At 68.7% G+C, this 21,450-nt stretch carries 16 protein-coding genes; 9 read left to right on the top strand and 7 right to left on the bottom strand.

Features of this window, described 5'->3' with window-relative positions:
• Positions 1-248 precede the first annotated feature (248 nt).
• The gene (gene gyrB, locus IEW34_RS12560) at positions 249-2,678 is read left to right on the top strand and encodes a DNA topoisomerase (ATP-hydrolyzing) subunit B (protein WP_188609526.1); all 2,430 of its coding nucleotides are present in this window, start codon (positions 249-251) and stop codon (positions 2,676-2,678) included.
• Positions 2,679-2,846: 168 nt separating this feature from the next.
• Here the strand turns inward: gyrB and panD are convergent, their stop codons facing one another.
• The 3 genes from panD to IEW34_RS12545 form a co-directional block, all read right to left on the bottom strand.
• On the bottom strand, positions 2,847-3,302 hold the full coding sequence (gene panD / locus IEW34_RS12555; RefSeq protein ID WP_188609525.1) for an aspartate 1-decarboxylase: 456 nt from the start codon (positions 3,300-3,302) through the stop codon (positions 2,847-2,849).
• Positions 3,303-3,364: 62 nt separating this feature from the next.
• Entirely contained in the window at positions 3,365-4,321 is a 957-nt protein-coding gene (locus tag IEW34_RS12550; RefSeq protein WP_188609524.1) for an NAD(P)-dependent oxidoreductase, read from the bottom strand.
• A gap of 41 nt (positions 4,322-4,362) precedes the next feature.
• Complete coding sequence (locus IEW34_RS12545; RefSeq protein ID WP_188609523.1) at positions 4,363-5,136, bottom strand: 2-keto-4-pentenoate hydratase; 774 nt, start codon at positions 5,134-5,136, stop codon at positions 4,363-4,365.
• A 189-nt stretch (positions 5,137-5,325) separates the two neighbouring features.
• Here IEW34_RS12545 and ilvD point away from each other — a divergent pair, with 189 nt between their 5' ends.
• From ilvD to IEW34_RS12510, 7 genes are all read left to right on the top strand, one after another.
• A complete protein-coding gene (gene ilvD, locus IEW34_RS12540; protein WP_188609522.1) occupies positions 5,326-7,014 on the top strand; it encodes a dihydroxy-acid dehydratase in 1,689 nt (562 codons plus the stop codon).
• Between the two features lie 247 nt (positions 7,015-7,261).
• A complete protein-coding gene (locus tag IEW34_RS12535; protein WP_188609521.1) occupies positions 7,262-10,750 on the top strand; it encodes an indolepyruvate ferredoxin oxidoreductase family protein in 3,489 nt (1,162 codons plus the stop codon).
• A 51-nt stretch (positions 10,751-10,801) separates the two neighbouring features.
• Entirely contained in the window at positions 10,802-12,004 is a 1,203-nt protein-coding gene (locus tag IEW34_RS12530; RefSeq protein ID WP_188609520.1) for an ABC transporter substrate-binding protein, read from the top strand.
• A gap of 187 nt (positions 12,005-12,191) precedes the next feature.
• Positions 12,192-13,424, top strand: coding sequence for an L-lactate dehydrogenase (locus tag IEW34_RS12525; RefSeq protein ID WP_210324495.1), 1,233 nt, complete (start codon positions 12,192-12,194; stop codon positions 13,422-13,424).
• A gap of 3 nt (positions 13,425-13,427) precedes the next feature.
• Positions 13,428-14,171, top strand: a complete 744-nt coding sequence (locus tag IEW34_RS12520) for an SDR family oxidoreductase (protein WP_188609519.1) — start codon at positions 13,428-13,430, stop codon at positions 14,169-14,171.
• 143 nt (positions 14,172-14,314) lie between these two features.
• On the top strand, positions 14,315-15,646 hold the full coding sequence (locus IEW34_RS12515; RefSeq protein ID WP_188609518.1) for an MFS transporter: 1,332 nt from the start codon (positions 14,315-14,317) through the stop codon (positions 15,644-15,646).
• Positions 15,646-16,116: an ureidoglycolate lyase gene (locus tag IEW34_RS12510; RefSeq protein WP_188609517.1), complete on the top strand. Its 471-nt coding sequence runs from the start codon at positions 15,646-15,648 to the stop codon at positions 16,114-16,116. Before IEW34_RS12515 ends, IEW34_RS12510 begins: the two co-directional genes overlap by 1 nt.
• Before the next feature lie 18 nt (positions 16,117-16,134).
• On the opposite strand, the gene IEW34_RS12505 is transcribed toward IEW34_RS12510, so the two are convergent.
• The 3 genes from IEW34_RS12505 to IEW34_RS12495 form a co-directional block, all read right to left on the bottom strand.
• Positions 16,135-17,031 carry an SDR family NAD(P)-dependent oxidoreductase gene (locus IEW34_RS12505; protein ID WP_188609516.1) on the bottom strand — a complete coding sequence of 299 codons (897 nt, stop codon included), beginning with the start codon at positions 17,029-17,031 and terminating at the stop codon, positions 16,135-16,137.
• Positions 17,032-17,157: 126 nt separating this feature from the next.
• A complete protein-coding gene (locus IEW34_RS12500; protein ID WP_244641975.1) occupies positions 17,158-18,006 on the bottom strand; it encodes an alpha/beta hydrolase in 849 nt (282 codons plus the stop codon).
• Positions 18,007-18,108: 102 nt separating this feature from the next.
• A complete protein-coding gene (locus IEW34_RS12495; protein WP_244641947.1) occupies positions 18,109-19,317 on the bottom strand; it encodes an ABC transporter substrate-binding protein in 1,209 nt (402 codons plus the stop codon).
• A gap of 310 nt (positions 19,318-19,627) precedes the next feature.
• On the opposite strand from IEW34_RS12495, the gene IEW34_RS12490 reads away from it, so the two are divergent.
• Positions 19,628-20,431, top strand: a complete 804-nt coding sequence (locus IEW34_RS12490) for an SDR family NAD(P)-dependent oxidoreductase (protein ID WP_188609513.1) — start codon at positions 19,628-19,630, stop codon at positions 20,429-20,431.
• 43 nt (positions 20,432-20,474) lie between these two features.
• Here the strand turns inward: IEW34_RS12490 and IEW34_RS12485 are convergent, their stop codons facing one another.
• A complete protein-coding gene (locus IEW34_RS12485) occupies positions 20,475-21,353 on the bottom strand; it encodes an IclR family transcriptional regulator (protein ID WP_188609512.1) in 879 nt (292 codons plus the stop codon).
• Positions 21,354-21,450 lie beyond the last annotated feature (97 nt).

The raw sequence follows: 21,450 nt of genomic DNA, 5'->3' as shown, positions 1-21,450 counted from the left end.
GCATTTCGGCGATTCGAAGAAACGCGGAAATGCTCTAGAGGCGGCGTGATCAGTCGTTGCGACGCCGCGGCCGCTGGCAAGAGGCGCCCCGACCCAGGTCGTCCGCCGGGCGAGGGCCGCGGCCAATCGAAGCGCCTGTATATATTAACTACGCGCGCGTGCGCGCGGTGGTTTATGTGCGATGCAGTGATTACATTGAGGGCTGACGAATCAACGAGCCGTCACCGCTCTGATGGCGAAGGAACACGATGGCCGAACCTGCACCCAACGTCGATCCCGAAGCCTATGGCGCCGAATCGATCCAGGTCCTGAAGGGGCTGGATGCGGTCCGCAAGCGCCCTGGCATGTACATCGGCGATACGGATGACGGTTCTGGTCTCCACCACATGGTCTACGAGGTGGTCGACAACGCCATCGACGAGGCGCTGGCGGGCCACGCCAACGAGGTCACCGTGACGCTCAACGCGGACGGCTCGTGCACCGTCACCGACAACGGTCGCGGCATCCCGACCGACATCCACGCCGAGGAAGGGGTGTCGGCGGCCCAGGTCATCATGACACAGCTGCACGCCGGCGGTAAGTTCAACCAGAACGCGTACAAGGTCTCCGGCGGCCTGCATGGCGTCGGCGTCTCCGTCGTCAACGCGCTGTCGAGCTGGCTCAGGCTGCGCATCTGGCGCAACGGCCACGAGCACGCGATGGAGTTCCGCCATGGCGACGCGGTGTCGGCGCTTGCCGTCGTGGGTCCGTCGGAGGGCCGGCGCGGTACCGAGGTCAGCTTCCTGCCCTCGCCGCAGACCTTCGCCATCGTCGAGTTCGACTACGACACGCTGGAGCACCGGCTGCGCGAGCTTGCCTTCCTCAACTCGGGCGTGCGCATCATTCTGACCGACGCGCGCCACGCCGAGCACAGACGCGCGGAGCTGATGTACGAGGGCGGCGTCGAGGCCTTCGTACGCTACCTCGACCGCTCCAAGGAAGCCGTGATCGACAAGCCGATCGTGGTGCGGGCCGAGCGCGACGGCATCGGCGTCGAAGCCGCCCTTTGGTGGAACAACACCTACCACGAGAATGTGCTCGCCTTTACCAACAACATTCCGCAGCGCGAGGGCGGCTCACATCTCGCGGGCTTTCGCGGCGCACTGACGCGCCAGCTCACCGGCTACGCGGAGAACTCGGGCGCCACCAAGAAGGAGAAGGTCTCGCTCTCCGCCGACGATTGCCGCGAAGGGCTCACCTGCGTGCTCTCGGTCAAGGTGCCGGACCCGAAGTTCTCCTCCCAGACCAAGGACAAGCTGGTCTCCTCGGAGGTTCGGCCCGTGGTCGAGGGCATCGTCAACGAGGCGCTGAGCCAGTGGCTCGAGGAGAACCCTCAGGCAGCCCGCAAGGTGGCCGAAAAGGTGGTGGTCGCTGCGGCCGCGCGCGAGGCCGCGCGCCGGGCACGCGAGCTATCGCGGCGCAAGGGGGCGCTCGACATGGCCTCGCTGCCGGGCAAGCTCGCGGACTGCCAGGAACGGGATCCGGCCAAGTCGGAGTTGTTCATCGTCGAGGGCGATTCGGCCGGCGGCTCGGCCAAGCAGGGCCGCAACCGCGAGTATCAGGCGGTGCTGCCCCTGCGCGGCAAGATCCTCAACGTCGAGCGCGCGGGCCCCGACAAGATGCTGTCGTCCGAGCAGATCGGCACGCTGATCCTGGCGCTCGGCACCGGCATCGGCAGCGAGAACTTCAACGCCGACAAGCTGCGCTACCACAAGATCATCATCATGACCGACGCGGACGTGGACGGCTCCCACATCCGCACCCTGTTGCTGACGTTCTTCTTCCGGCAGATGCGGGACATCATCGACCGCGGCCATATCTTCATCGCCCAGCCGCCGCTCTACAAGGTGGCGAAGGGCAAGGCCCACCAGTACCTCAAGAACGAGCGCGCACTGGAGGACTATCTGATCGACGCCGGTCTGGAGGGCACCACGCTGCGCCTCGCCTCCGGCGAGGAGCGTGGCGGCCGTGACCTGCGCGCGCTGGTCGAGGAGGCGCGCCACGTGCGCCAGGTGCTCGGCGCCCTGCACACCCGCTACGACCGGTCGGTGGTGGAGCAGGCCGCCATCGCCGGCGGCATGCGGGCGCACATCGTCGACAACGAGCCGGAGGCCGCCGCGGCCATCGCCGAGCGTATCGCGCAGCGGCTCGATGCGATCTCGGAGGAAACCGAGCGGGGTTGGCAGGGCGCCATCGGCGACGGCGGCTTCACGCTCACCCGCACCGTGCGGGGCGTCAAGCAGGTGGCAACCCTGGATGCCAGCCTGCTCGCCTCGATCGAGGCGCGGCGGCTCGACGAGCGCACGGCCTCGCTGCTGGAGGTCTACGGGCAGCCAGCCGCCCTGCTGCGGAAGACGGAGAGCCTGCCCATTCACGGCCCCACGGCCCTGTTCGAGGCCGTCACCGGGGTCGGACGCAAAGGCCTGTCGCTGCAGCGCTACAAGGGCCTGGGCGAGATGAACCCGGACCAGCTCTGGGACACGACCCTCGACCGCGACAACCGCTCGCTGCTGCAGGTCAAGGTGAAGGACGGGCAGGACGCCGACGACCTGATGGCCAAGCTCATGGGAGACGTGGTGGAGCCCCGCCGCGAGTTCATTCAGGAGCATGCGCTGACCGTCTCGAACCTGGACGTGTGAGCGGTCGACTCGAAAAATTGCGAGTATTACAAAGAATTTTCAGTCTTCTGAGAGGATGGATGGCCGCCAAGCCCGGCTACGACGAAGTAGAGGCGGGCCAACTTTACCTGCAACGGCATAGCCGGCTTGACCCGGCTATACCATCCACTCGAAAATATCGCAGCCCGTTCAAGCGCTGGTGCGCACCTCGAGGGGCGTGACGTTCGCCTTGCCGTTCTCGCCGACGATGGAGAAGGCGTAGCGCCCCTCGGCGTCGCGATCGACCTTGTAGGCCAGACGGTCGACGACGTGGTTGGCCGCATCGAAGACGAGGACGCGGGGGCGGAGCGAGACCAGTTCGCTCTCCGGCACGTAGACCGAGTTGCAGATGATGATCTCGTCGCCGGGCTGGCAGGTGCGGGCGGCTGCCCCGTTCAGGACGCAGCAGCGGGAGCCGCGTTCGCCGAGGATGACGTAGGTCGAGATGCGCGCGCCCGAGCTCTTGTTCCAGATCTCGACGAACTCCATCGGCAGGATGCCGGCTTCCTCGCAGTGGTTGGGATCGAGCGTGATCGATCCGTGATAATTGAGGTTGGCGTCGGTAACCCGGATGCCGTGCAGCTTGCCGGCAACGATCTTTCGCATCGCGTTCTCCCCCACGCGGCCGCGCCTCCTCTGGACGGACGCAGCCGGGCTGTGGCGACCTTTTACCAGGAAATTTGGCTGCGCAGAGGCCGGCCGTGCACGAAGGCGTCGGCATTGACGGCGACCTGGTCCACCAGCCGAGCGTAGTAGCGCTCGGGCGCGGCGCCGCCGAGGTGCGGCGACACGATGACGTTGGGCAGGCGCCACAATGGGCTCTCCGGCGGCAGCGGCTCGGGCTCGGTGACATCGAGCCCAGCGCCCGCGACGGTCCCTCCCTCGAGCGCCGCGAGCAGCGCCACCGGATCGACCACGCCGCCGCGCGCGACATTGACGAGAACGGCGCCGGGCCGGCAGGCGGCCAGCTCACGGGCGCCGATCATGTGGTGCGTCTCGGCTGAGTAAGGGACGGCGATGACCACCGCGTCGGCCTCGGCCAGCCCCTCGTGCAGGCGCGTCAGCGGCAGCATGGTGTCGGCGAGCGGATGCGGGCGCCCGGCCCGCGACACGCCCGTCACGCGCATGCCGAAGGGCCGCGCGCGCTGCGCCACTTCGGCGCCGATGCTACCCATGCCGACGATCAGCAGATGGCCGCCGTAGAGCATGTCCATGCGCGCGCGGATGGTGAGATCCCAGGCCGCGCGCTGCTGCGCCGCCTCGATCTCGCGCAGCCGGCGTACCAGGGCGAGCAGGAGGGCCATGGTGTGCTCGGCGACGATGGGCGACCACACGTCGCCCGCGTTGCAGACCACGACGCGCTCCGGCACGCCGTGCTCGACCAGGGGCTCGTAGCCGGCGGTCAGCAATTGCAGCCAGCGGCAGCGGCAGTCCGCGCGCCGCAGGGCCTCGGCCAGCGCGGCGGTGTAGCTGAGGCCGAGCAGCACCAGCCCGTCCGCCGCCTGCGCCGCCTGCGGCAGCTCGCCCGGTTTGGCTACGCCGACCTCCAGGCCGGGAATCTCGCCGAGCCGGCCGGCGATCTGCGCCGGCATGATCGGCGAGCACACGACGATGCGTTTCGACAAGGCTGCTCCTTGAGTTGGCTTGAAGGGATCGATGGCGACAATCAGTCCAGGGTGAGTTCGACCGTGCCGAGCGGCCCGAAGCGGGCAACGAAGTGGCCGCCCATCGCCGACGGGTGGGGCGGCGTGCAGGTGCCGCTGCTCACCAACTCCCCGGCTCGCACGGGCTGTCCGGCGGCCGACAGGTCGTTGACCAGCCCGGTCAGGCACGCCAGCGGGTTGCCGAGCACCGCGGCGCCCGCCCCCTTGGCGATCTCACGCCCATCCGCCTCGAGCGTGACGGCGAGCGAGGGCAGATCGACGGCACGCCAGTCCCGCACCGGCGCACCGGTGACGACGGCCCCGGCGTAGCCGAGATCGGCGACGATGAGACGCGCATCGGCCTTCTGCCAGTCCCGCATGCGGCTGTCGGCGACCTCTATGATCGGCACGATCTCGGCAACCGCCGCGGCGACGGTCTCCAGGTCGTAGGGCGCGGCGCGGGGCGGCAGGTCACGGCCGAAGCGAAAACCGATCTCAGTCTCCGCGATGGCCACGAAGAACGAGCTGCGGGAGAGGTGCGCCGGGCTCGCGTGCGCGGCAGCCGACAGGATCGGCCCATGGAAGGGTCTCGCAAGGCCGAGGGCATCGAGCGCCGCCTGGGTCGTCGCGCCGATCTTGTAGCCGATGCGGGTGCCGCCGATGCGCGCGAGAAGCTCGCCTATGTGTTCGTCCTGAACGGCATAGGCGGCCGCAAGCGAGGCGGGCAGCTCGATCGCGTCGGCGATCGCCGCGCGCGTCTCGCGCGCCCGCAGCAGATCGCTCACCAGTGCCGTCATCGTCCCATCCCTGATCTGTCGTTCGTTCCGCGTAATCTTACGCCGTTACCGGCCGCGAACCGTCAAGTCGGCGACAATTCACCGGCGCCATGCGGCTGCGCGCACCAACATTGTCGCGATTGTGACATTGCCGGCGGCCGCTCCAATGCAGAATGGTTCCAAACAAAAGATCAGGAGGACGAGCGCCCCATGCCCCCCTACCCCAAGCCGCGTAGTTCGGCGCTGACCGCGCGGACCAGCTTTGGACCGCGCGCCATGCTGCGCGCCGCGGGCCTCGGCCCGGCGGATTTCGACAAGCCCATCGTCGGCATCGCCAACACCTGGAGCGGCGCGATGCCCTGCAACATGCATCTGCGAGAGCTGAGCGCACGGGTCGCCGCCGGCATTCGCGATGCGGGCGGCATCCCGCTCGAGGTCAACACCGTCGCCGTCAGCGACGGCGTGCTCGCGGTCGGCGGCGCGTCCCTCGTCAGCCGAGAAGTTATCGCCGACTCGATCGAGCTCGCCGCCTCGGCCTACGCCTTCGACGCCATGGTGGCGATCGGCGCCTGCGACAAGACCAATCCGGGCTGCGTGATGGCCATGGCGCGCCTCAACATCCCAGCCGTCTATCTCTATGGCGGCAGCATCGCACCGGGCCGCTTCCGCGGCGCCGACGTGACCATCCAGACCGTCGCCGAAATGGCCGGCGCGCTGGCCGCGGGAACGGCGAGCGCCGAGGACATGGACGAACTGGTGGATGCCGCCTGCCCCGGCCCTGGCGCGTGCGGCGGCATGTTCACCGCCAACACCATGGGCTCGGCGATCGAAGCCATGGGACTGACCGTGGCCAACTGCACCAGCGCCCCCGCCGTCGACAGCCGTCGGACCGACCTTGCCTATGAAACCGGCACGCTGGCGTTGCAGATCCTGGCCCGCAACGTCAGACCGCGCGACGTGATCACGCGGGAGGCATTGCACAACGCCATTGGCGTGGTCGCGGCGATGGGCGGCTCCACCAATGCCGTGCTTCATCTGCTCGCCATCGCCCATGAAGCCGGTGTCGAGCTGAAGCTCGAGGACTTCCAGGACATCAGCGATCGCACGCCGCATCTCGGCAACTTCACCCCTTCCGGGGCCTACAACATGCGGGACCTGCACGAGATCGGCGGCGTGCCGGTGGTGATGCGGACGCTCCTTGACGCCGGCCTGCTGAGCGGAGCAGCGACCAGCGTCGATGGCCGCACGCTGGCCGAGCGCCTCGACGGGGTGACCCTGCCGGCCGACCAGGACATCGTCGCGCCGGTCGCGGCGCCGCGCCATCCCACCGGCGGCTGGGTGGTGCTCCGCGGCGACATGGCCCCGGACGGCGCCGTCCTGAAGGCGACGGGAACAGAGTTGCGCCGGCACGTCGGCCGCGCCCGCGTGTTCGAGGACGAGCCGAGCGCCTATGCCGCGCTGATGGCGCGCCTGATCGAGGCCGGCGACACGATCGTCATCCGCAACGAGGGGCCCGCGGGCGGCCCCGGCATGCGCGAGACGGCGCGGGTCACGGCCGCTCTCGTCGGCTTCGGCTTCAAGGACAGCGTCGCTCTCGTCACCGACGGCCGCTTCTCGGGCATCTCGCACGGGCTGGCGATCGGCCACGTCAGCCCCGAGGCGGCCGCGGGAGGCCCGATCGCCCTCGTCCAGGAGGGCGACACGATCACCATCGACCTGGATGCACGCCGTATCGACTTGGACGTGCCGCGCGAGGAACTCGCCAGCCGCAGGAGCGCGTGGCGGCCGCAGCCGCGCACAGCCTCGTCGAGCGTGTTCGCCAAATACGCCAGGAACGTCGCTTCGGCATCGTTTGGCGCGGTGACGTCGACCGGGCCCGGCGGCGCCGAGCACGGTTGACGTCGCCGTGGGGCCGGCGCGCACCGCTGGCCCACGAGGCCGATCATCATTCGCCCGCTCCCGCTCAAGCCGCGCGCGGACACTGTCGCACCTTTGACATTGCCGGCGTCCCTTCCAGTGCAGAGTGGTTCCAAAGAAGAGACCGTCGGGGACGAACGCCCATGACCCAGCAAGCAAGATATCGACCGGTCACGGCCGCCCCGCCGCCCGTGTGCGGACAGCAGACCTCTGAGCGGAGGTGGGTGCCATGACCAAGCCCGTCACCCTCGCCGACAAATACGAGGTCGCCTCGGGCCGCATCTATATTTCAGGCATCCAGGCGCTCGTGCGCCTGCCCACCATCCAGCAGCAGCGCGACGCCCTGGCCGGCCGCAACACCGGCGGCTTCATCTCCGGCTATCGCGGCTCGCCGCTCGGTGGCCTCGACAACGAACTGTGGCGCCAGCAAGCGCTGCTCGAGCGCCACAACGTGGTGTTCCAGTCGGGCCTCAACGAGGATCTGGCGGCCACGGCGGTCTGGGGCAGCCAGCAGGTCAATTTGCAGCCCGACGCCACCGTCGATGGCGTGTTCGGCCTCTGGTACGGCAAGGGACCGGGCGTCGACCGCACCATGGACGTGCTGAAGCACGCCAACATGGCCGGCACCTCGCCCTGGGGCGGCGTGCTGGCGATCGCCGGGGACGACCACGGCTGCCAGTCGTCGACGCTGCCGCACCAGAGCGAGCAGTTGTTCGAGGCCGCCCTGCTCCCGATCCTCAATCCTGCTAACGTGCAGGAATACCTGGACTTCGGCCTCTACGGCTGGGCGCTGTCACGCTTCTCCGGCTGCTGGGTCGGCTTCAAGGCCATCGCCGAGACTGTGGAGAGCGCCACCTCCATCGATGTCGACATCACCCGCCCACAGATCGTCCTGCCGACGGACTTCGAGGCGCCGCCTGGCGGCGTGCACATCCGCTGGCCCGATCCGCCGCTGGAGGCGGAGCGGCGCCTGCACGGGCCGAAGATGGACGCGGTCGCCGCCTTCGTGCGCGCCAACGCCATCGACAAGCTGGTGGTCGAGCCCCCGGCCCCGCGCCTCGGCATCATCACCACCGGCAAGGCCTATCTGGACGTGCGCCAGGCCTTTGACGATCTCGGCCTCGACGTCGCCGCGATCGCGGCTCTCGGCATCCGCATCTACAAGGTGGGTCTGACCTGGCCGCTGGAGCGCCAGGGGGCGCTGCGCTTCGCCGCGGGCCTCCAGGACGTGCTCGTGGTGGAGGAGAAGCGCGGCTTCATCGAGCGCCAGCTGGTCGAGATGCTCTACAACATGGAGGCCTCGCGACGGCCGAGCGTCGTGGGCAAGCGCGACGAGAGCGGCGGGCGCCTGCTCGGCAGCGAGGGCGAGATCACACCGACGATGGTGGCGCGCGCCATTGTCTCGCGGCTGGAGCGGTTCGATGCGGTCACGCCGAACCTGCGCCAGCGCGTGGCGCGGCTCGAATCGTTCGAGCGGGTCACGAGCGGCACGAAACTCGCCCGCACGCCGTTCTTCTGCTCCGGCTGCCCGCACAACACATCGACCGCGGTGCCCGAGGGCAGCCGCGCCATGGCCGGCATCGGCTGCCACGGCATGGCGACCTACATGCCGCACCGGCGCACGCAGACCATCACCCAGATGGGCGGCGAGGGCACCAATTGGATCGGCCAGGCGCCGTTCACGGCCACCAAGCACGTCTTCCAGAACCTGGGCGACGGCACCTACACCCACAGCGGCTCGATCGCGCTGCGGGCAGCGGCGGCGGCCGGCGTCAACATCACCTACAAGATCCTCTACAACGACGCCGTCGCCATGACCGGCGGCCAGCCGGCCGAAGGCAGCCTCACCGTTCCGCAGATCGCCCACCAGGTGGCAGCGGAGGGGGCGAAAGTTGTAGCCGTGGTCAGCGATGAACCCAACAAATACCCGTCGGCCGCCGTGTTCCCGCCCGGCACGCTCATCCACCACCGCGACGACCTCGACGCGCTCCAGCGCCGCCTGCGCGACACGCCGGGCCTCACCGCTATCATCTACGATCAGACCTGCGCGGCCGAGAAGCGCCGCCGCAGGAAGCGCGGCCAGTTTCCCGATCCGCCCAAGCGCGTGTTCATCAACGAGGCCGTGTGCGAAGGCTGCGGCGACTGCTCCACCCAGTCCAACTGCATCTCTGTGAAGCCGCTGGACACCGAGCTCGGCCGCAAGCGCCAGATCGACCAATCCGCCTGCAACAAGGACTTCTCCTGCCTCAAGGGCTTCTGCCCCAGCTTCGTCACCGTGCACGGCGGCCGCATCCGCAAGGCCGAGCGGGCCACCGTCGCGGCCGGCGAGGATCCCTTCGCCGCGCTGCCGCCGCCGCGCCTTCCGCAGCTGAGCGAGCCCTATTCGATCCTGATCACCGGCATCGGCGGCACCGGCGTGTTGACCGTCGGGGCCCTGCTCGGCATGGCGGCGCATCTGGACCGCAAGGGCGCCTCGGTGCTCGATTTCACCGGCCTCGCCCAGAAGAACGGCGCCGTGATGAGCCACGTGCGGCTGGCCGCTACGCCTGACGACCTCAAGGCCGTGCGCATCGGCGCCGGCGGCGCCGACCTCCTGCTCGGCTGCGACCTCGTCGTCACCGCCGGCGCCGAGGCACTGGCGCGCATCGAGCGCGATGTGACACGGGCGGTCGTCAACACGCACGAGCAGCCGACCGCGGCCTTCGTCACCGACGCCAGCATCGACTTCGAAGGCCACGTCATGCGCAAGGCCGTCACCGAGGCGGTGGGCGCCGCCGGCCTCGACCTCGTGGACGCGACGCGGATCGCGACCCGGCTGATGGGCGACAGCATCGCCGCCAACCTGTTCATACTCGGCTACGCCTTCCAGAAGGGGCTGGTGCCGCTCTCGCTCGAGGCGATCGACGGCGCCATCGCGCTCAACAACGTGTCGGTCGAGGCCAACCGCCAAACCTTCGCCTGGGGGCGCCTCGCCGCGCACGATGCCGCCGCGGTGAACCGCTTCGTCGACGCCGGCAAGGCCTCCGCCCGGCCACCGCGCGAGGTGCCGCGCGACCTCGCCGCGCTCGTCGCCGATCGCGCCGGCCGCCTGGCGCACTACCAGGACGAGGCGTACGCGCGGCGCTACCAGGCGCTGGTCGAGACGGCACGCGCCGCCGAGGAGCACATCCACGGCGACGGCCGCTTCACCGACGCGGTGGCACGCCACTTCTACAAGCTGATGGCCTACAAGGACGAGTATGAGGTGGCCCGCCTCTATGTCGACCCTGTCTTCCAGGACAAGCTGAGCCAGCAGTTCGACGGCGACTATCGGATCGAGTTCAATCTCGCCCCGCCCCTGCTCGCGCGCCGCGACCCGGAGACCGGGATCCCCAAGAAGCGTGCCTTCGGCCCCTGGATTCTCCCTGCGTTCCGCCTGCTCGCCCGGTTGAGGCGCTTGCGGGGCACCCCGCTCGACATCTTCGGCTACACCGAGGAGCGTCGGACCGAGCGGCGGCTGATCGACGCCTATGAGGCGACGATCAGGGAGGTCTCGGCCGCCTTGCGCACGCACAACCTGCCGCTGGCGGCGCAGATCGCCGCCATCCCCGACGCGATCCGCGGCTTCGGCCACGTCAAGGCGGCTCAGATCGCCATCGCCGGCACCCGCGAGGCGGAGCTGCTCGACGCCTTCCGGGCGGCGAGCGGCCCGGCCGCCGGCGCGGCCGTGGCGGCCTGAAGCGGCCGCACAAGCTCACCCAAGAACAGTCCAATCCAGGGAGGACAGTGAATGAAGTGGACAGCAGTCGTCGTCGCCGCACTCGCGGCGATCGCCAGCACCGGCGCCCAGGCCCAGAAGAAGTACGCGCCCGGCATCACCGACACCGAAATCAAGATCGGCCAAACTTTCGCCTATAGCGGCCCGGCGTCGGCCTACCGGGCCATCCCCATGTCGGAGGCGGCCTATTTCAAGATGATCAACGAGCAGGGCGGCATCAACGGCCGCAAGATCAATCTGATCAGCCTCGACGACGGCTACAGCCCGCCCAAGACCTTCGAGCAGACGCGCAAGCTGGTGGAGCAGGAGGAGGTCGCCCTGATCTTCAATCCGCTCGGCACGCCGACCGGCCTGGTCGTCCGCAAATACCTCAACGACAAGAAGATCCCTCAGCTGTTCGTGGGCGGTGGCGCAACGCTCTGGGGCGACTACAAGCAGTTCCCGTGGAGCATGGGCTTCCAGCCATCGTATCAGGCCGAGACCGCGGTCTATGCCAAGTATGTGCTGAAGAACAATCCCGACGCCAAGATCGCCCTGTTCTATCAATACGACGACGCCGGCAAGGACTACGCCAACGGCTTCAAGATGGGCCTCGGCGCGGACAACGCCAAGCGCATGGTCATCGCCGAGGCGAGCTACGAGCCGGCCGATCCCAGCATCGACAGCCAGATCGTGAAGCTCAAGGCGTCCGGCGCCGACACCCTGTTCATGCACGCCATTCCCAAGCAGGCGGCGCAAGCCATCCGCAAGGTCTACGAGATCGGCTGGAAGCCGAAGATGTTCTTCCTCGCCGCCACCTCGACCTCGGTCTCCAGCGTGCTGCAGCCGGCCGGCTTCGACGCCGCCACCGGCATCATCTCCGCTTACTACCAGAAGGACCCGACCGACCCGCAGTGGACCAGCGACCCGGCGACGGCGGAATGGACTGCCTTCATGAAGAAGTATTACCCCGAAGGAAATCTGCAGGATCAGCTCAACGTCTACGGCTACACGGTGGCACAGGCGCTGGTGCAGGTGCTGAAGAACTGCGGCGATGACCTCACGCGTGAAAACATCATGAAGCAGGCGGCCAGCATGGACTTTCCGTTGCCGATGCTGCTGCCGGGCATCAAAGTGAAGACGACGGCAACCGACTATTTCCCCGTCGAGGGGCAGCAGCTGCAGCGCTTCAACGGCAAGACCTGGGAGTTGTTCGGCGAGATAATCGGCGAGTAGCCCGTCGCGCTCGCACAGCCGCAGACCGCGGATCGGGGACGCCCCCAAGGCGCCCTGGCCCGCGCCCACGCTCCCGCCGGCCCGCCAATTGCGCCCGGCCGGCCCAGTGTGGCGACCGATCAAGGGCGATCGCGGGTGCGCCCGGCAGGCGCGCGCGGCGGCCAACGCGACCAAGGAGGAGACGGCGATGGGGCGATCCATTGTAGCGACGACATTCGAGGACGACCGGCAGCGCGCCCGGCAGCGCCTGCCGCGGCAGCTGTTCGAGTTCATCGACGGCGGCTCTTTCGGAGAAGAGACGCTGGCCGCCAACCGCAACGACTTCGCGCGCGTCCACCTGCGCCAGCGCGTGCTGATGGACGTCGGCAACGCGGTGCTCGACACGGAGATCTTCGGCGAGCGCTTCGCCCTGCCGCTGGGCCTCTCGCCCGTGGGCCTCGCCGGCCTGATGCGACGGCGGGGCGAGGCCCAGGCGGTGCGGGCGGCGACGGCGGCCGGCGTGCCCTTCGTGCTCAGCACCGTCTCGCTGTGCGGCATCGAGGAGGTCGCCGCGGCCGCTGCCCGGCCGTTCTGGTTCCAGCTCTATTTTCTGCGCGACCGCGACTATGTCGCGAAGATGATTGGCCGGGCCCAGCAGGCCGGCTGTACGGCGCTGGTCATGACCGTCGACGTGCCCGTCAATAGTCCGCGCCATCGCGACGCGCAGACCGGCATGGGCGGCGTCCCGTCGGCTCTGGCTCGCGCCAAGGTGGTCGCCGATTTCTCCCGTCGCTGGCCCTGGCTGCGCGACGTGGCCGTCGGCGGGCGGCCGCACATCTTCGGCAACCTGGCCGCTGCCATTCCGGACGCTCGCGGCCTTGCCGATTTCCGCAGCTTCACGCGCGCCAACTGGGACAACGCCATCGGCTGGAAGGACGTCGCCTGGGTGCGCGACCAATGGGACGGCCCCCTGGTCATCAAGGGCATTCTCGACCCGCAGGATGCGGCGGCGGCGGTCGCTGCCGGCGCCAACGGCATCGTCGTCTCCAACCACGGCGGCCGTCAGCTCGATGGTGTCGCCTCCAGCATCTCCATGCTGCCGGCCATCGCCAACGCCGTCGGCGGCCGGGCCGAGATCTTTCTCGACGGCGGCGTGCGCAACGCCATCGATGTGCTTCGTGCCCGGGCGCTGGGCGCCAAGGCCTGCTTCGTCGGCCGCCCCTGGGTGCTTGCGCTCGCGGCCGACGGCGAGGCCGGGGTGGCGCGCATGATCGAGCGCTTCCGGATCGAGATGATCTCCGCCCTGGGGCTGATGGGACTGAACGACGTCGCCGACGTCGGGGCCGAGGCACTGGCGCACGTCCCGCCCGAATGGTCGCGTGGCGAGGCGGCGGCTGCGCCGCCACCGGCGCGCCGCGTGGCAACGATAGCAGGGGAGTAACCGATGGATTTGCGCATAGCCGGCCGCAAGGCGATCGTCTGCGCCAGCAGCGACGGGCTCGGCTTCGCCTGCGCCCGCGCGCTGGCCGAAGCGGGATGCGAACTCGTCATGAACGGGCGGCGGCCCGAGGTGCTCGAAGCGGCGGCGGAGGAGCTGCGCCGCCGCACCGGCGCCAAGGTGACCGCCGTCACCGCCGATGTCGCGACCCCGGCCGGCCGTGCCGCGCTGCTGGCCGCCTGCCCGGAGCCGGACATCCTGGTCAACAATTCCGGCGGCCCGCCAAAGAAGGACTTTCGCGCGCTGACCGAAGAGGATTGGGCGCAGGCCCTCCAGGGCAACATGCTGGCCGCGGTGGCGCTGATCACCGCCAGCGTCGACGGCATGATGGCCCGGGGCTTCGGCCGCATCGTCAACATCACCTCGATGACGAGCGTGCGCCCGGTCACCAACCTCGATCTGTCCAACGCGGCGCGCCTCGGCCTCGCCGGCTTCGTCGCCGGCGTGTCGCGGCAGGTCGCCGGCCGCAACGTGACGATCAACAACCTGCTGCCCGGCTCCTTCGCCACGGCACGGGTGGCGGCATTGGGCGCCGCCGCCGGCGAGGTGGCCGCCGCAGTGCCGGCCGGCCGCCTCGGCGATCCCGACGAGTTCGGCGACGCCTGCGCCTTCCTGTGCGGCGCCCAGGCCGGCTACATCGTCGGCCAGAACCTCCTGATCGACGGCGGCTTCTGCATGAACGCGCTATAACAATTCACGAGTATTTCCCGATCTTGTCCAAGTACCTGACCGGGTAGAAGCTCTCCAACACTTTGAACCGACTTGAGCGATCCGGGGTGGCTCCGTGCGAGCCGCCGCGCACTCGCCATGACCAACGACAAGCGGAGATGACCATGTCACAGGAGGCAGCCGCCGGCGCCTTGCCCCTCGCCGAGCCGATCGAGGCGCGCACCATGGCCAAGGTCACGCGCCGGCTGATCCCGTTCCTGGTGCTGCTCTACTTCGTGGCGTTCCTGGACCGGGTGAATGTTGGATTCGCCGCCCTGACGATGAACAAGGATCTCGGGTTCAGCGCCACCGTGTTCGGCACCGGCGCCGGGATCTTCTTCCTCAGCTACGTCATTTTCGAGATTCCCAGCGCTCTCGTCCAAGGCCGCGTCGGGGCGCGACGCTGGATCGCGCGCATCATGGTGACCTGGGGCCTGGTGGCGGCCGGCATGGCCTTCGTCACCGGCGAGACGAGCTTCTACGTCATGCGCTTCCTGCTCGGCGCCGCCGAAGCGGGCTTTGCGCCGGGTATCCTGTTCTACACCCTGTCCTGGTTTCCCGATCAGCATCGGGCCAAGCTGATCGGTCTCTACCTGATCGCCATTCCGCTCTCGAGCTTCCTGGGCGCGCCCCTCTCGACCCTCATCATCGAGACCATGGGAGGTCTGGCAGGCCTCGCGGGCTGGCAGTGGATGTTCATCATCGAGGGTCTTATGGCCGTGGTGCTCGGCATTGCCTGTCTCTGGTACCTGACCGAGCGACCGGCGGATGCCACGTGGCTCGAGGCCGACGAACGCGCGTGGCTCACGCAGCGGATCGCCGTCGAGGCCAAGGCGCGCGAGGTGGGCGCCCAGCACCGGCTCGCCGACATCTTCGTCAATCCGGGCATCCTGGCGCTGACGATCAGCTATACATTTCTGATCCTGGGCCTCTATGGCCTCGGCTTCTGGCTGCCGCAGATCGTTCGGGGGCTGGGCTTCACGGGCATGCAGACCGGCTATGTGGCCGCCCTGCCCTACCTCTTCGCCACCATCGCGATGGTCGTCTGGGCCAGGCGCTCCGACGCGGCGGCGGAGCGGCTCTGGCACACGGTACTGCCGGCGGCCCTGGCTGGCATCGGCCTCATCCTCGCCGGCCTCTTCCTCGACGCGCCCCTCGGCGCCATCGCCGCCTTCACCATCGCGGCGGTCGGCATCTATGCGGTACTGCCGGTGTTCTGGTCGCTGCCGGCCCTGTTCATGAGCGGCACCGTCGCAGCGGGCGGCATCGCCTTCATCAACTCCGTATCCAATCTGGGCGGCTATTTCGGCCCGACCCTGATGGGCTGGTTCAAGGACGGCACCGGCAGCTTCAGCGGCGCGCTGATCGTGCTCGGCTGCGCCGTGCTGCTGGCGGCGGCGGTGCTGTTCGTCTCGATCCGCCACCTGCTGGCCGGCTCGTCCGGCCGGGCCGCGTGATGGCGCCCGCCGCGATAGCGCTGGGCCGCCTCACGGCTGAAGCATTCGCGCCGTTCGGCGAGGTGATCGCGGCCGATACCACGGGCGCCCCGTCGAGCTTCGACCTGGCCGACCACGACGTGGCGGCGCAGCCATCGCTGTTCCGCATCAGCGTCGTGGCGCAGCCGGGCCCGCTCGTCGTGGACCGGCTGGAGCGTCACCCGGCCACGGTGCAGATGCTGATGCCGCTTCGCTGCGACGGTTGGCTGGTCGCCGCCGCCCCGGACGATGCCGTCGGCAGACCGGACCTCGAGCGGCTCGCCGCCTTCTCCGCCACCGGCGGCGTCGGCATCCTCCTGCGACCGGGCGTATGGCACGCGCCGCTGCGCGTCATCGGCCGCGACGGCTCGTTCCTCGTCTTCATGTGGCGCGACGGCACGTCTCCCGACGTGGAGTACGCCGACATCGCGCAGCCGATCCCACTCGGCTGACGGCGGCCGGCAATCGGATCAGGGCGCGATCTGGATGGGCATGAGCTTGTATTGCTCGAGCGAGCTCTTCAGCGCGAAGAACTCGTCGGCGTCGAGGACCCTGTCGAGGTTGGACGAGACCTCCTCATAGGTCAGGCCGTCGCTGCAATAGCCGCGGACAGTCGCGGTGAAGATGCGGGCGACGCGGCCCGCGCCGGCGCTGATCACCTCGCCGTTCAGCGGACAGTCGCGATGGGCCAGGAGCACCACGGCTGGCGACACGCGGTCCACGTGCAGCTTGTCGAGCGGGATCTGGGGCTGCGTATCGAAATAGCCCTTCGCCAGCCCGGTATAGGCGGTGGGCGAGACGGCGTTGATGCGGATATCGTGATCGGCGTTTTCCAGCGCGGCCCCTTTCGTCAGGCCGATGATCGCCGACTTGGCCGCCACATAGGGCAGTGCGCCAGGGGCGCCGAAAGCACCGAGCGACGAGGCCGTGTTGACGATACGGCCGTAGTTCCGGGCCCGCATGTGGGGGAGCGCGGTCCGCATGGTCCACAGCGTGCCGTGCAGGTGCACGCGCAGGACGGCGTCGAAATCGCTCGTCGTGACGTCGTAGCTGTGCGCCGCAAGGGTGTTGCCGGCGTTGTTGACGAGAATATCGATTCTGCCGAAAGCCTCGATCGTGCGCTGCACCATGGACGCGGCGTCGGCCTCGACACTGACGTCGCCCTGATCGTGGGCGGCCGTCAGACCCTCGTGCCTGAAGTCCTCGGCAATCTGCGCCGCCAGGGGCGTGCCGTCCGCCGTCACGGCGATGTCGTTGATCATGACGCGGGCGCCGCGGCGGGCGAGATCGAGCGCATACTGGCGTCCCAGGCCGGCGCCAGCGCCGGTGACAAGGGCGGCGAGCCCGTCGAAATCCTTGGTCTTCACGGAAGAGCCTCCTGCAATCGTGACGATGCTGTGCGGCCTCGGGCGGCCAGAGCACCGGGGTGGCCCCGCCCGATCGCGAAGCGCTCAAGGTTCAAAAAGTCATGCCCATTCCGCCCTCGACGAGCTTCATCCAATGGCGGAACGACCCAGCCGCGCGCGGATGAAGGGCGCCAGCCGCTCGATGGCGGCGGCACCTTCGGGGATGACCGAGGCGAAGAACGGCCAGATGTGCACCATCTCGTCCCAGACCTCGATGTCCACCTCGACGCCCGCCTGGCGCGCCCGCTCGGCGAGTCGGGTCGAATCGTCGAGGAGCCGTTCGCAGTCGCCCACCAGGATGAGCAGCGGCGGCAGGCCGCGGTGGTCGGCATAGAGGGGCGACGCCAGGGGATGCTTGGGATCCCCGTCCTCGCCCAGGTAGAAGGTCGCAAAGCGGGTGGTCGATTCCCGCGTGATCAGCGGGTCCACCGCGGCCCGGCTGGTCATCGACGCGCCCTCTTTGGCAAGATCCGTGGAGGGCGAGAGGCAGAAGGCGCCATCCGGCAACCGATCTCCGGCGTCCCTGAGGGCGATGAGCAGCGCCAGGCTGAGCCCGCCGCCGGCGGAATCGCCGCCGAGCACGATGCTGCCCTGCGGGCCCAACTGCCGGCGCAGCCACCGGTAGCTCGCCACCGCATCATCGACGGCGGCCGGAAACGGATGCTCTGGCGCCAGCCGATAGCCGACCGACAGCACGCGGCAGCGGCCGGCCTTCGCCAACCGGCCGGTGAACTCGCGGTATGCGGGAATCGAGCCGATGCAATAGCCGCCGCCGTGGAAGTAGAGCAGCACCCCTTCCGTCGCGACGTCGGCCGGCCCGGTCCACTCGGCCGGGACTCCGCCCGCGTCGACGGCCTGGAAGGTCAAGTCGGCCGCCGGCGTGAACTGGGCGGCCAGGGCCTCGAAACGCTCGCGCACGGCCTCGATCGGCAACACTTCGGTCAAATCCCGCGATCGCAATGCCTGCAGAAAGCTCTGGAACTCCGCACTGGCCACAGCGGCCTCCCCGTCGTCTGATGGATCGTTGTGTCGCTTGGCTCAGTTCGCCACGTCCGGCAGCGTCACCCACTTCTCGCCGTCGAACACGATGAAGCGAGTCTCCCTCAGGAGATTGAAGTCCTCGGGCGAATTGCTCAGCTTGACGCCCTGCAGGCCGAGCGGCAGCTCGATGTCCTTCAGATTGGTGGCCTGGCGGATGAAGTTCTCGCGCGTCAGGTCGTCGCCGCACTTGCGGATGACGATCTCGGTGAGTTGGGCCACGTTGTAGCCGAGCGCGAAGGTCGCCTGCTCGGCGGCGACGCCCGGCAGCCAGACCTTCATGAAGGCGAGATACTCGCGCACGCCCGGATCGTCCGCCTGCTCGGGCGCGGACGGGTCCTTCATCCAGCGGCCGCTGATCAGGCCCTTCGCGTTGTCGAGGCCGGCAGGCTTCAGGACGTCGCCGATCGAGGCCGCGATGGAGGGCGAGAGGATCTGCGCCCCCCAGGCCAGCTCCCGCGCCTTACGGATCGACTGCGAGGCGAACTTGGCCATGGACACGTTGAAGAACACGTCGGCGCCGCTCGCCGCGAGTTGCGCCATCTCGGAATCGATGGTCGGCGACGCGTAGTCGTAGGTGACCGACTTGACGATCATCTTGTCCGCCTTGTCGCCGAGCGCCGCGCGGAAGCCGGCCACGTATTCGCGGCCGAGCTCGTCGTTGGGCGACAGGACGGCGATCTTGGCGTCGGGCCGTGTCCGCAGGACGAACCGCCCGAACGCCGCGCCCTCCACCGTGAAGGGGAAATAGAAGGCCGTCGACCACGGAAACTGCTTGGGATCGTTGAAACGCTTGATCCCGGAGGCCTGGAACAGCTGGGGAACCCGCTTCTTGTTCAGATAGGCCTGCACCGCGAGCCCGGTGGGAGACCCGTTGGAGCCGACGATCGCCAGCACTTCTTCCTGCTCGACCAGCTTGCGGGTCTGCTCGACGGTCTTGGGTGGGCTGTAGGCATCGTCGAGCGAGATCAGCGTGATCTTGCGGCCGTTGATGCCGCCCTTGGCGTTGAGCATGGCGAAATAGGCGGCCTGTGCCCGCCCGAGCGCCCCACTTGACGACACCGGACCGCTGTAGGGCACCGTCTGCCCGAGCTTGATCTCGGTGTCGGTGACCCCGGGTCCATGACTCTTGGCACCGGATTGGGCCCAACCCGACGACGACGCGGCCAGCAGGCAAGCGGCGGCGACCCATCCCAAGCAAACGCGCAAGACAGCCTCCCTCATTCTGGAAACGGCGGGCCTCGATCGACAGCTGGCTGTCGGCAGGGTCGCCGGTTGCAGCCGCCATCATTCGCACTTTGGTCCCAGCCACAACGCAACCGGGCTGTGAAAACGAAGTTATTACAAATGCAATGGCTAGATTTCGCGCGACATATCGGACGTCTGCATTGGCCAAGCGCGGTCATATCTCATCTAACCGCCGTCTTGCCGCGTATCTACAAGGAATATAGCCTGTGGCGGCTCTTGTGAAGATCATATAAGGCCGGCAGCCTCCGGCTTCGGCTGGGATGGGAACGCCATGAAGCTCAACGGAAAAGTCGCAATCGTGACCGGCGCGGCGCGGGGCATCGGCCGCGCGATCGCGCTCCATCTGGCTGGGCTCGGTGCCGACGTGCTCGCTGCCGACGCCGACTTTGCAGCCGCCACGCGCTTCGGCGAGGTGCTTGGCGCCGAGTCGGTCGGGCGCGAGATCGTCCAGATGGGCCGTAGGAGCGTCGAGGTCGAAGCCGACCTCGCCGCCCCCGGCGCAGCCGAGGCCATGGTCGCGCGCTGCGGGGCCGAACTCGGGCGCCTCGACATCCTGGTCAACAATGCCGGCGGGTTGATCACGCCGATCGAGCGCAGCCGCCCGTCGCAGATGTCCGACGAGGAGATGCGCACGCTGTTCGACGCCAATGTCCTGACCATGGTGCACTGCTGCCGCGCAGCCGCCCCGGTGATGACGCGGCAGGAGAGCGGCTGCATCGTCAACGTCTCATCGGCCGCGGCGCGGACGACCGCGGCGCGGGGAGCCATGGCCGGCTATGGAGCCGCCAAGGCGGCCGTGACCCATTTCACCCGCAGCCTGGCGGCCGAACTCGGGCCGCACGGCATCCGGGCCAACTGCATCGCGCCCGGCGTGATCTGGTCCTCGCGCGTCAAGGTGCAATCGGAGGCGCGCGGCATCGGCCGCGAGAGCGAGAGCGGCCACATCCCGCTTGGCCGCTACGGCACCCCGGAGGACTGCGCCCTGGTGGTCGAATTCCTCGTCACCGACTTGTCGCGATACGTGACCGGCCAGTGCATCTCCGTCTGCGGCGGCAGCGTGCTGGCCGCCGCCTAGGAGCGTTCTCGAGCGAAGTGCCCCCCTTCGAGGACGGAACGCCTCAAGCATCGCCGCCCGGTGTCCCGTCCTGAACCGCGAAGCGACCCAGATCGAGCGGCGGCGTCCCTCGGAACCCGAGCTCCCGCGAGATCCGCAGGCATCCGAGGTGAAGCGTTCGAAGCAGCGCTCCCATGTTCTCGAGAGGAAGTTCCGGCAAGCGTCCGCCCGCCGAAATCGCAGCGACCACTCGGCCCGCCTCGTCGTAGATCGGGGTGGCGACATGGCGCAGGCCGTAGGCGATCTCTTCGTTGTCGAGCGCGAAGCCACAGCTTCGGAACGCCTCGACCTCCGACAGAAACGCGTCGACGCAGGTCAACGTGTTGGCGGTGAAGGGATCCAGCCCCTGCTCGGCCAGGATGGCACGGATGCTCTCCTCGCCCAGCGCACTCGCCAGCACTTTGCCCGGCGCGCAGGCATGCATCGGAACCACCGAGAAGAGGGAGAGGTCGCGGGGGCTGAAGGACGTGGCGCGCGCCCGCATGATGACCACCCTCCCCCGTTCCAGCCGGCTCAGGCTCACGTAGCAATCGAGCCGGCCCACCAGTTCATCGAGGACCGGAATGGCGAGGTGGTCGAGCTCGCGCCGACCGAGGGCATCCGATCCCAGCACCGTAAGGCCGAGGCCGAGGTAGCAGCGCCCCGTTTCCTCATCCTGATAGGTGAGCCCACCGCTCGACAATGTCGTCATGAGGCGCGAGGTGGCGCTCACCGACATCTGAAGCCGGCCGGCCAGTTCGCTGATGCGCAAAGGACGGCGGGCTTGCGACAGCGCGTTCAGGATGGCGATCGCCTTCCGCACCGACTTGATGGGATAGTCGGCTGCCGCATCGCTCGCGGCCTCGGTAGCGAGCTCGGAGGCGTCCTCCTCCCGTTCGCGCAAGGCTGTTGCCCGGCGGATTGGCTTTGACCTGTGATCGCTGCGGCGGCTCGTGGGGGCCATGGCTTTTTGAATCACCTCGGGCGGTGGCGGGAGCAAC

Source organism: Chelatococcus reniformis, from assembly GCF_014640075.1.
Lineage (GTDB): Bacteria > Pseudomonadota > Alphaproteobacteria > Rhizobiales > Beijerinckiaceae > Camelimonas > Camelimonas reniformis.
This window is presented reverse-complemented; position numbering and strand designations above follow the sequence as displayed.

Bases quoted from the DNA above. Each gene is read 5' to 3' on its own strand.
- panD (WP_188609525.1), bottom strand. From the start codon at position 3,302: ATGCGAAAGATCGTTGCCGGCAAGCTGCACGGCATCCGGGTTACCGAC.
- IEW34_RS12520 (WP_188609519.1), top strand. From the start codon at position 13,428: ATGGATTTGCGCATAGCCGGCCGCAAGGCGATCGTCTGCGCCAGCAGC.
- IEW34_RS12525 (WP_210324495.1), top strand. From the start codon at position 12,192: ATGGGGCGATCCATTGTAGCGACGACATTCGAGGACGACCGGCAGCGC.
- ilvD (WP_188609522.1), top strand. From the start codon at position 5,326: ATGCCCCCCTACCCCAAGCCGCGTAGTTCGGCGCTGACCGCGCGGACC.
- IEW34_RS12530 (WP_188609520.1), top strand. From the start codon at position 10,802: ATGAAGTGGACAGCAGTCGTCGTCGCCGCACTCGCGGCGATCGCCAGC.
- IEW34_RS12510 (WP_188609517.1), top strand. From the start codon at position 15,646: ATGGCGCCCGCCGCGATAGCGCTGGGCCGCCTCACGGCTGAAGCATTC.
- gyrB (WP_188609526.1), top strand. From the start codon at position 249: ATGGCCGAACCTGCACCCAACGTCGATCCCGAAGCCTATGGCGCCGAA.
- IEW34_RS12515 (WP_188609518.1), top strand. From the start codon at position 14,315: ATGTCACAGGAGGCAGCCGCCGGCGCCTTGCCCCTCGCCGAGCCGATC.
- IEW34_RS12535 (WP_188609521.1), top strand. From the start codon at position 7,262: ATGACCAAGCCCGTCACCCTCGCCGACAAATACGAGGTCGCCTCGGGC.
- IEW34_RS12490 (WP_188609513.1), top strand. From the start codon at position 19,628: ATGAAGCTCAACGGAAAAGTCGCAATCGTGACCGGCGCGGCGCGGGGC.
- IEW34_RS12545 (WP_188609523.1), bottom strand. From the start codon at position 5,136: ATGACGGCACTGGTGAGCGATCTGCTGCGGGCGCGCGAGACGCGCGCG.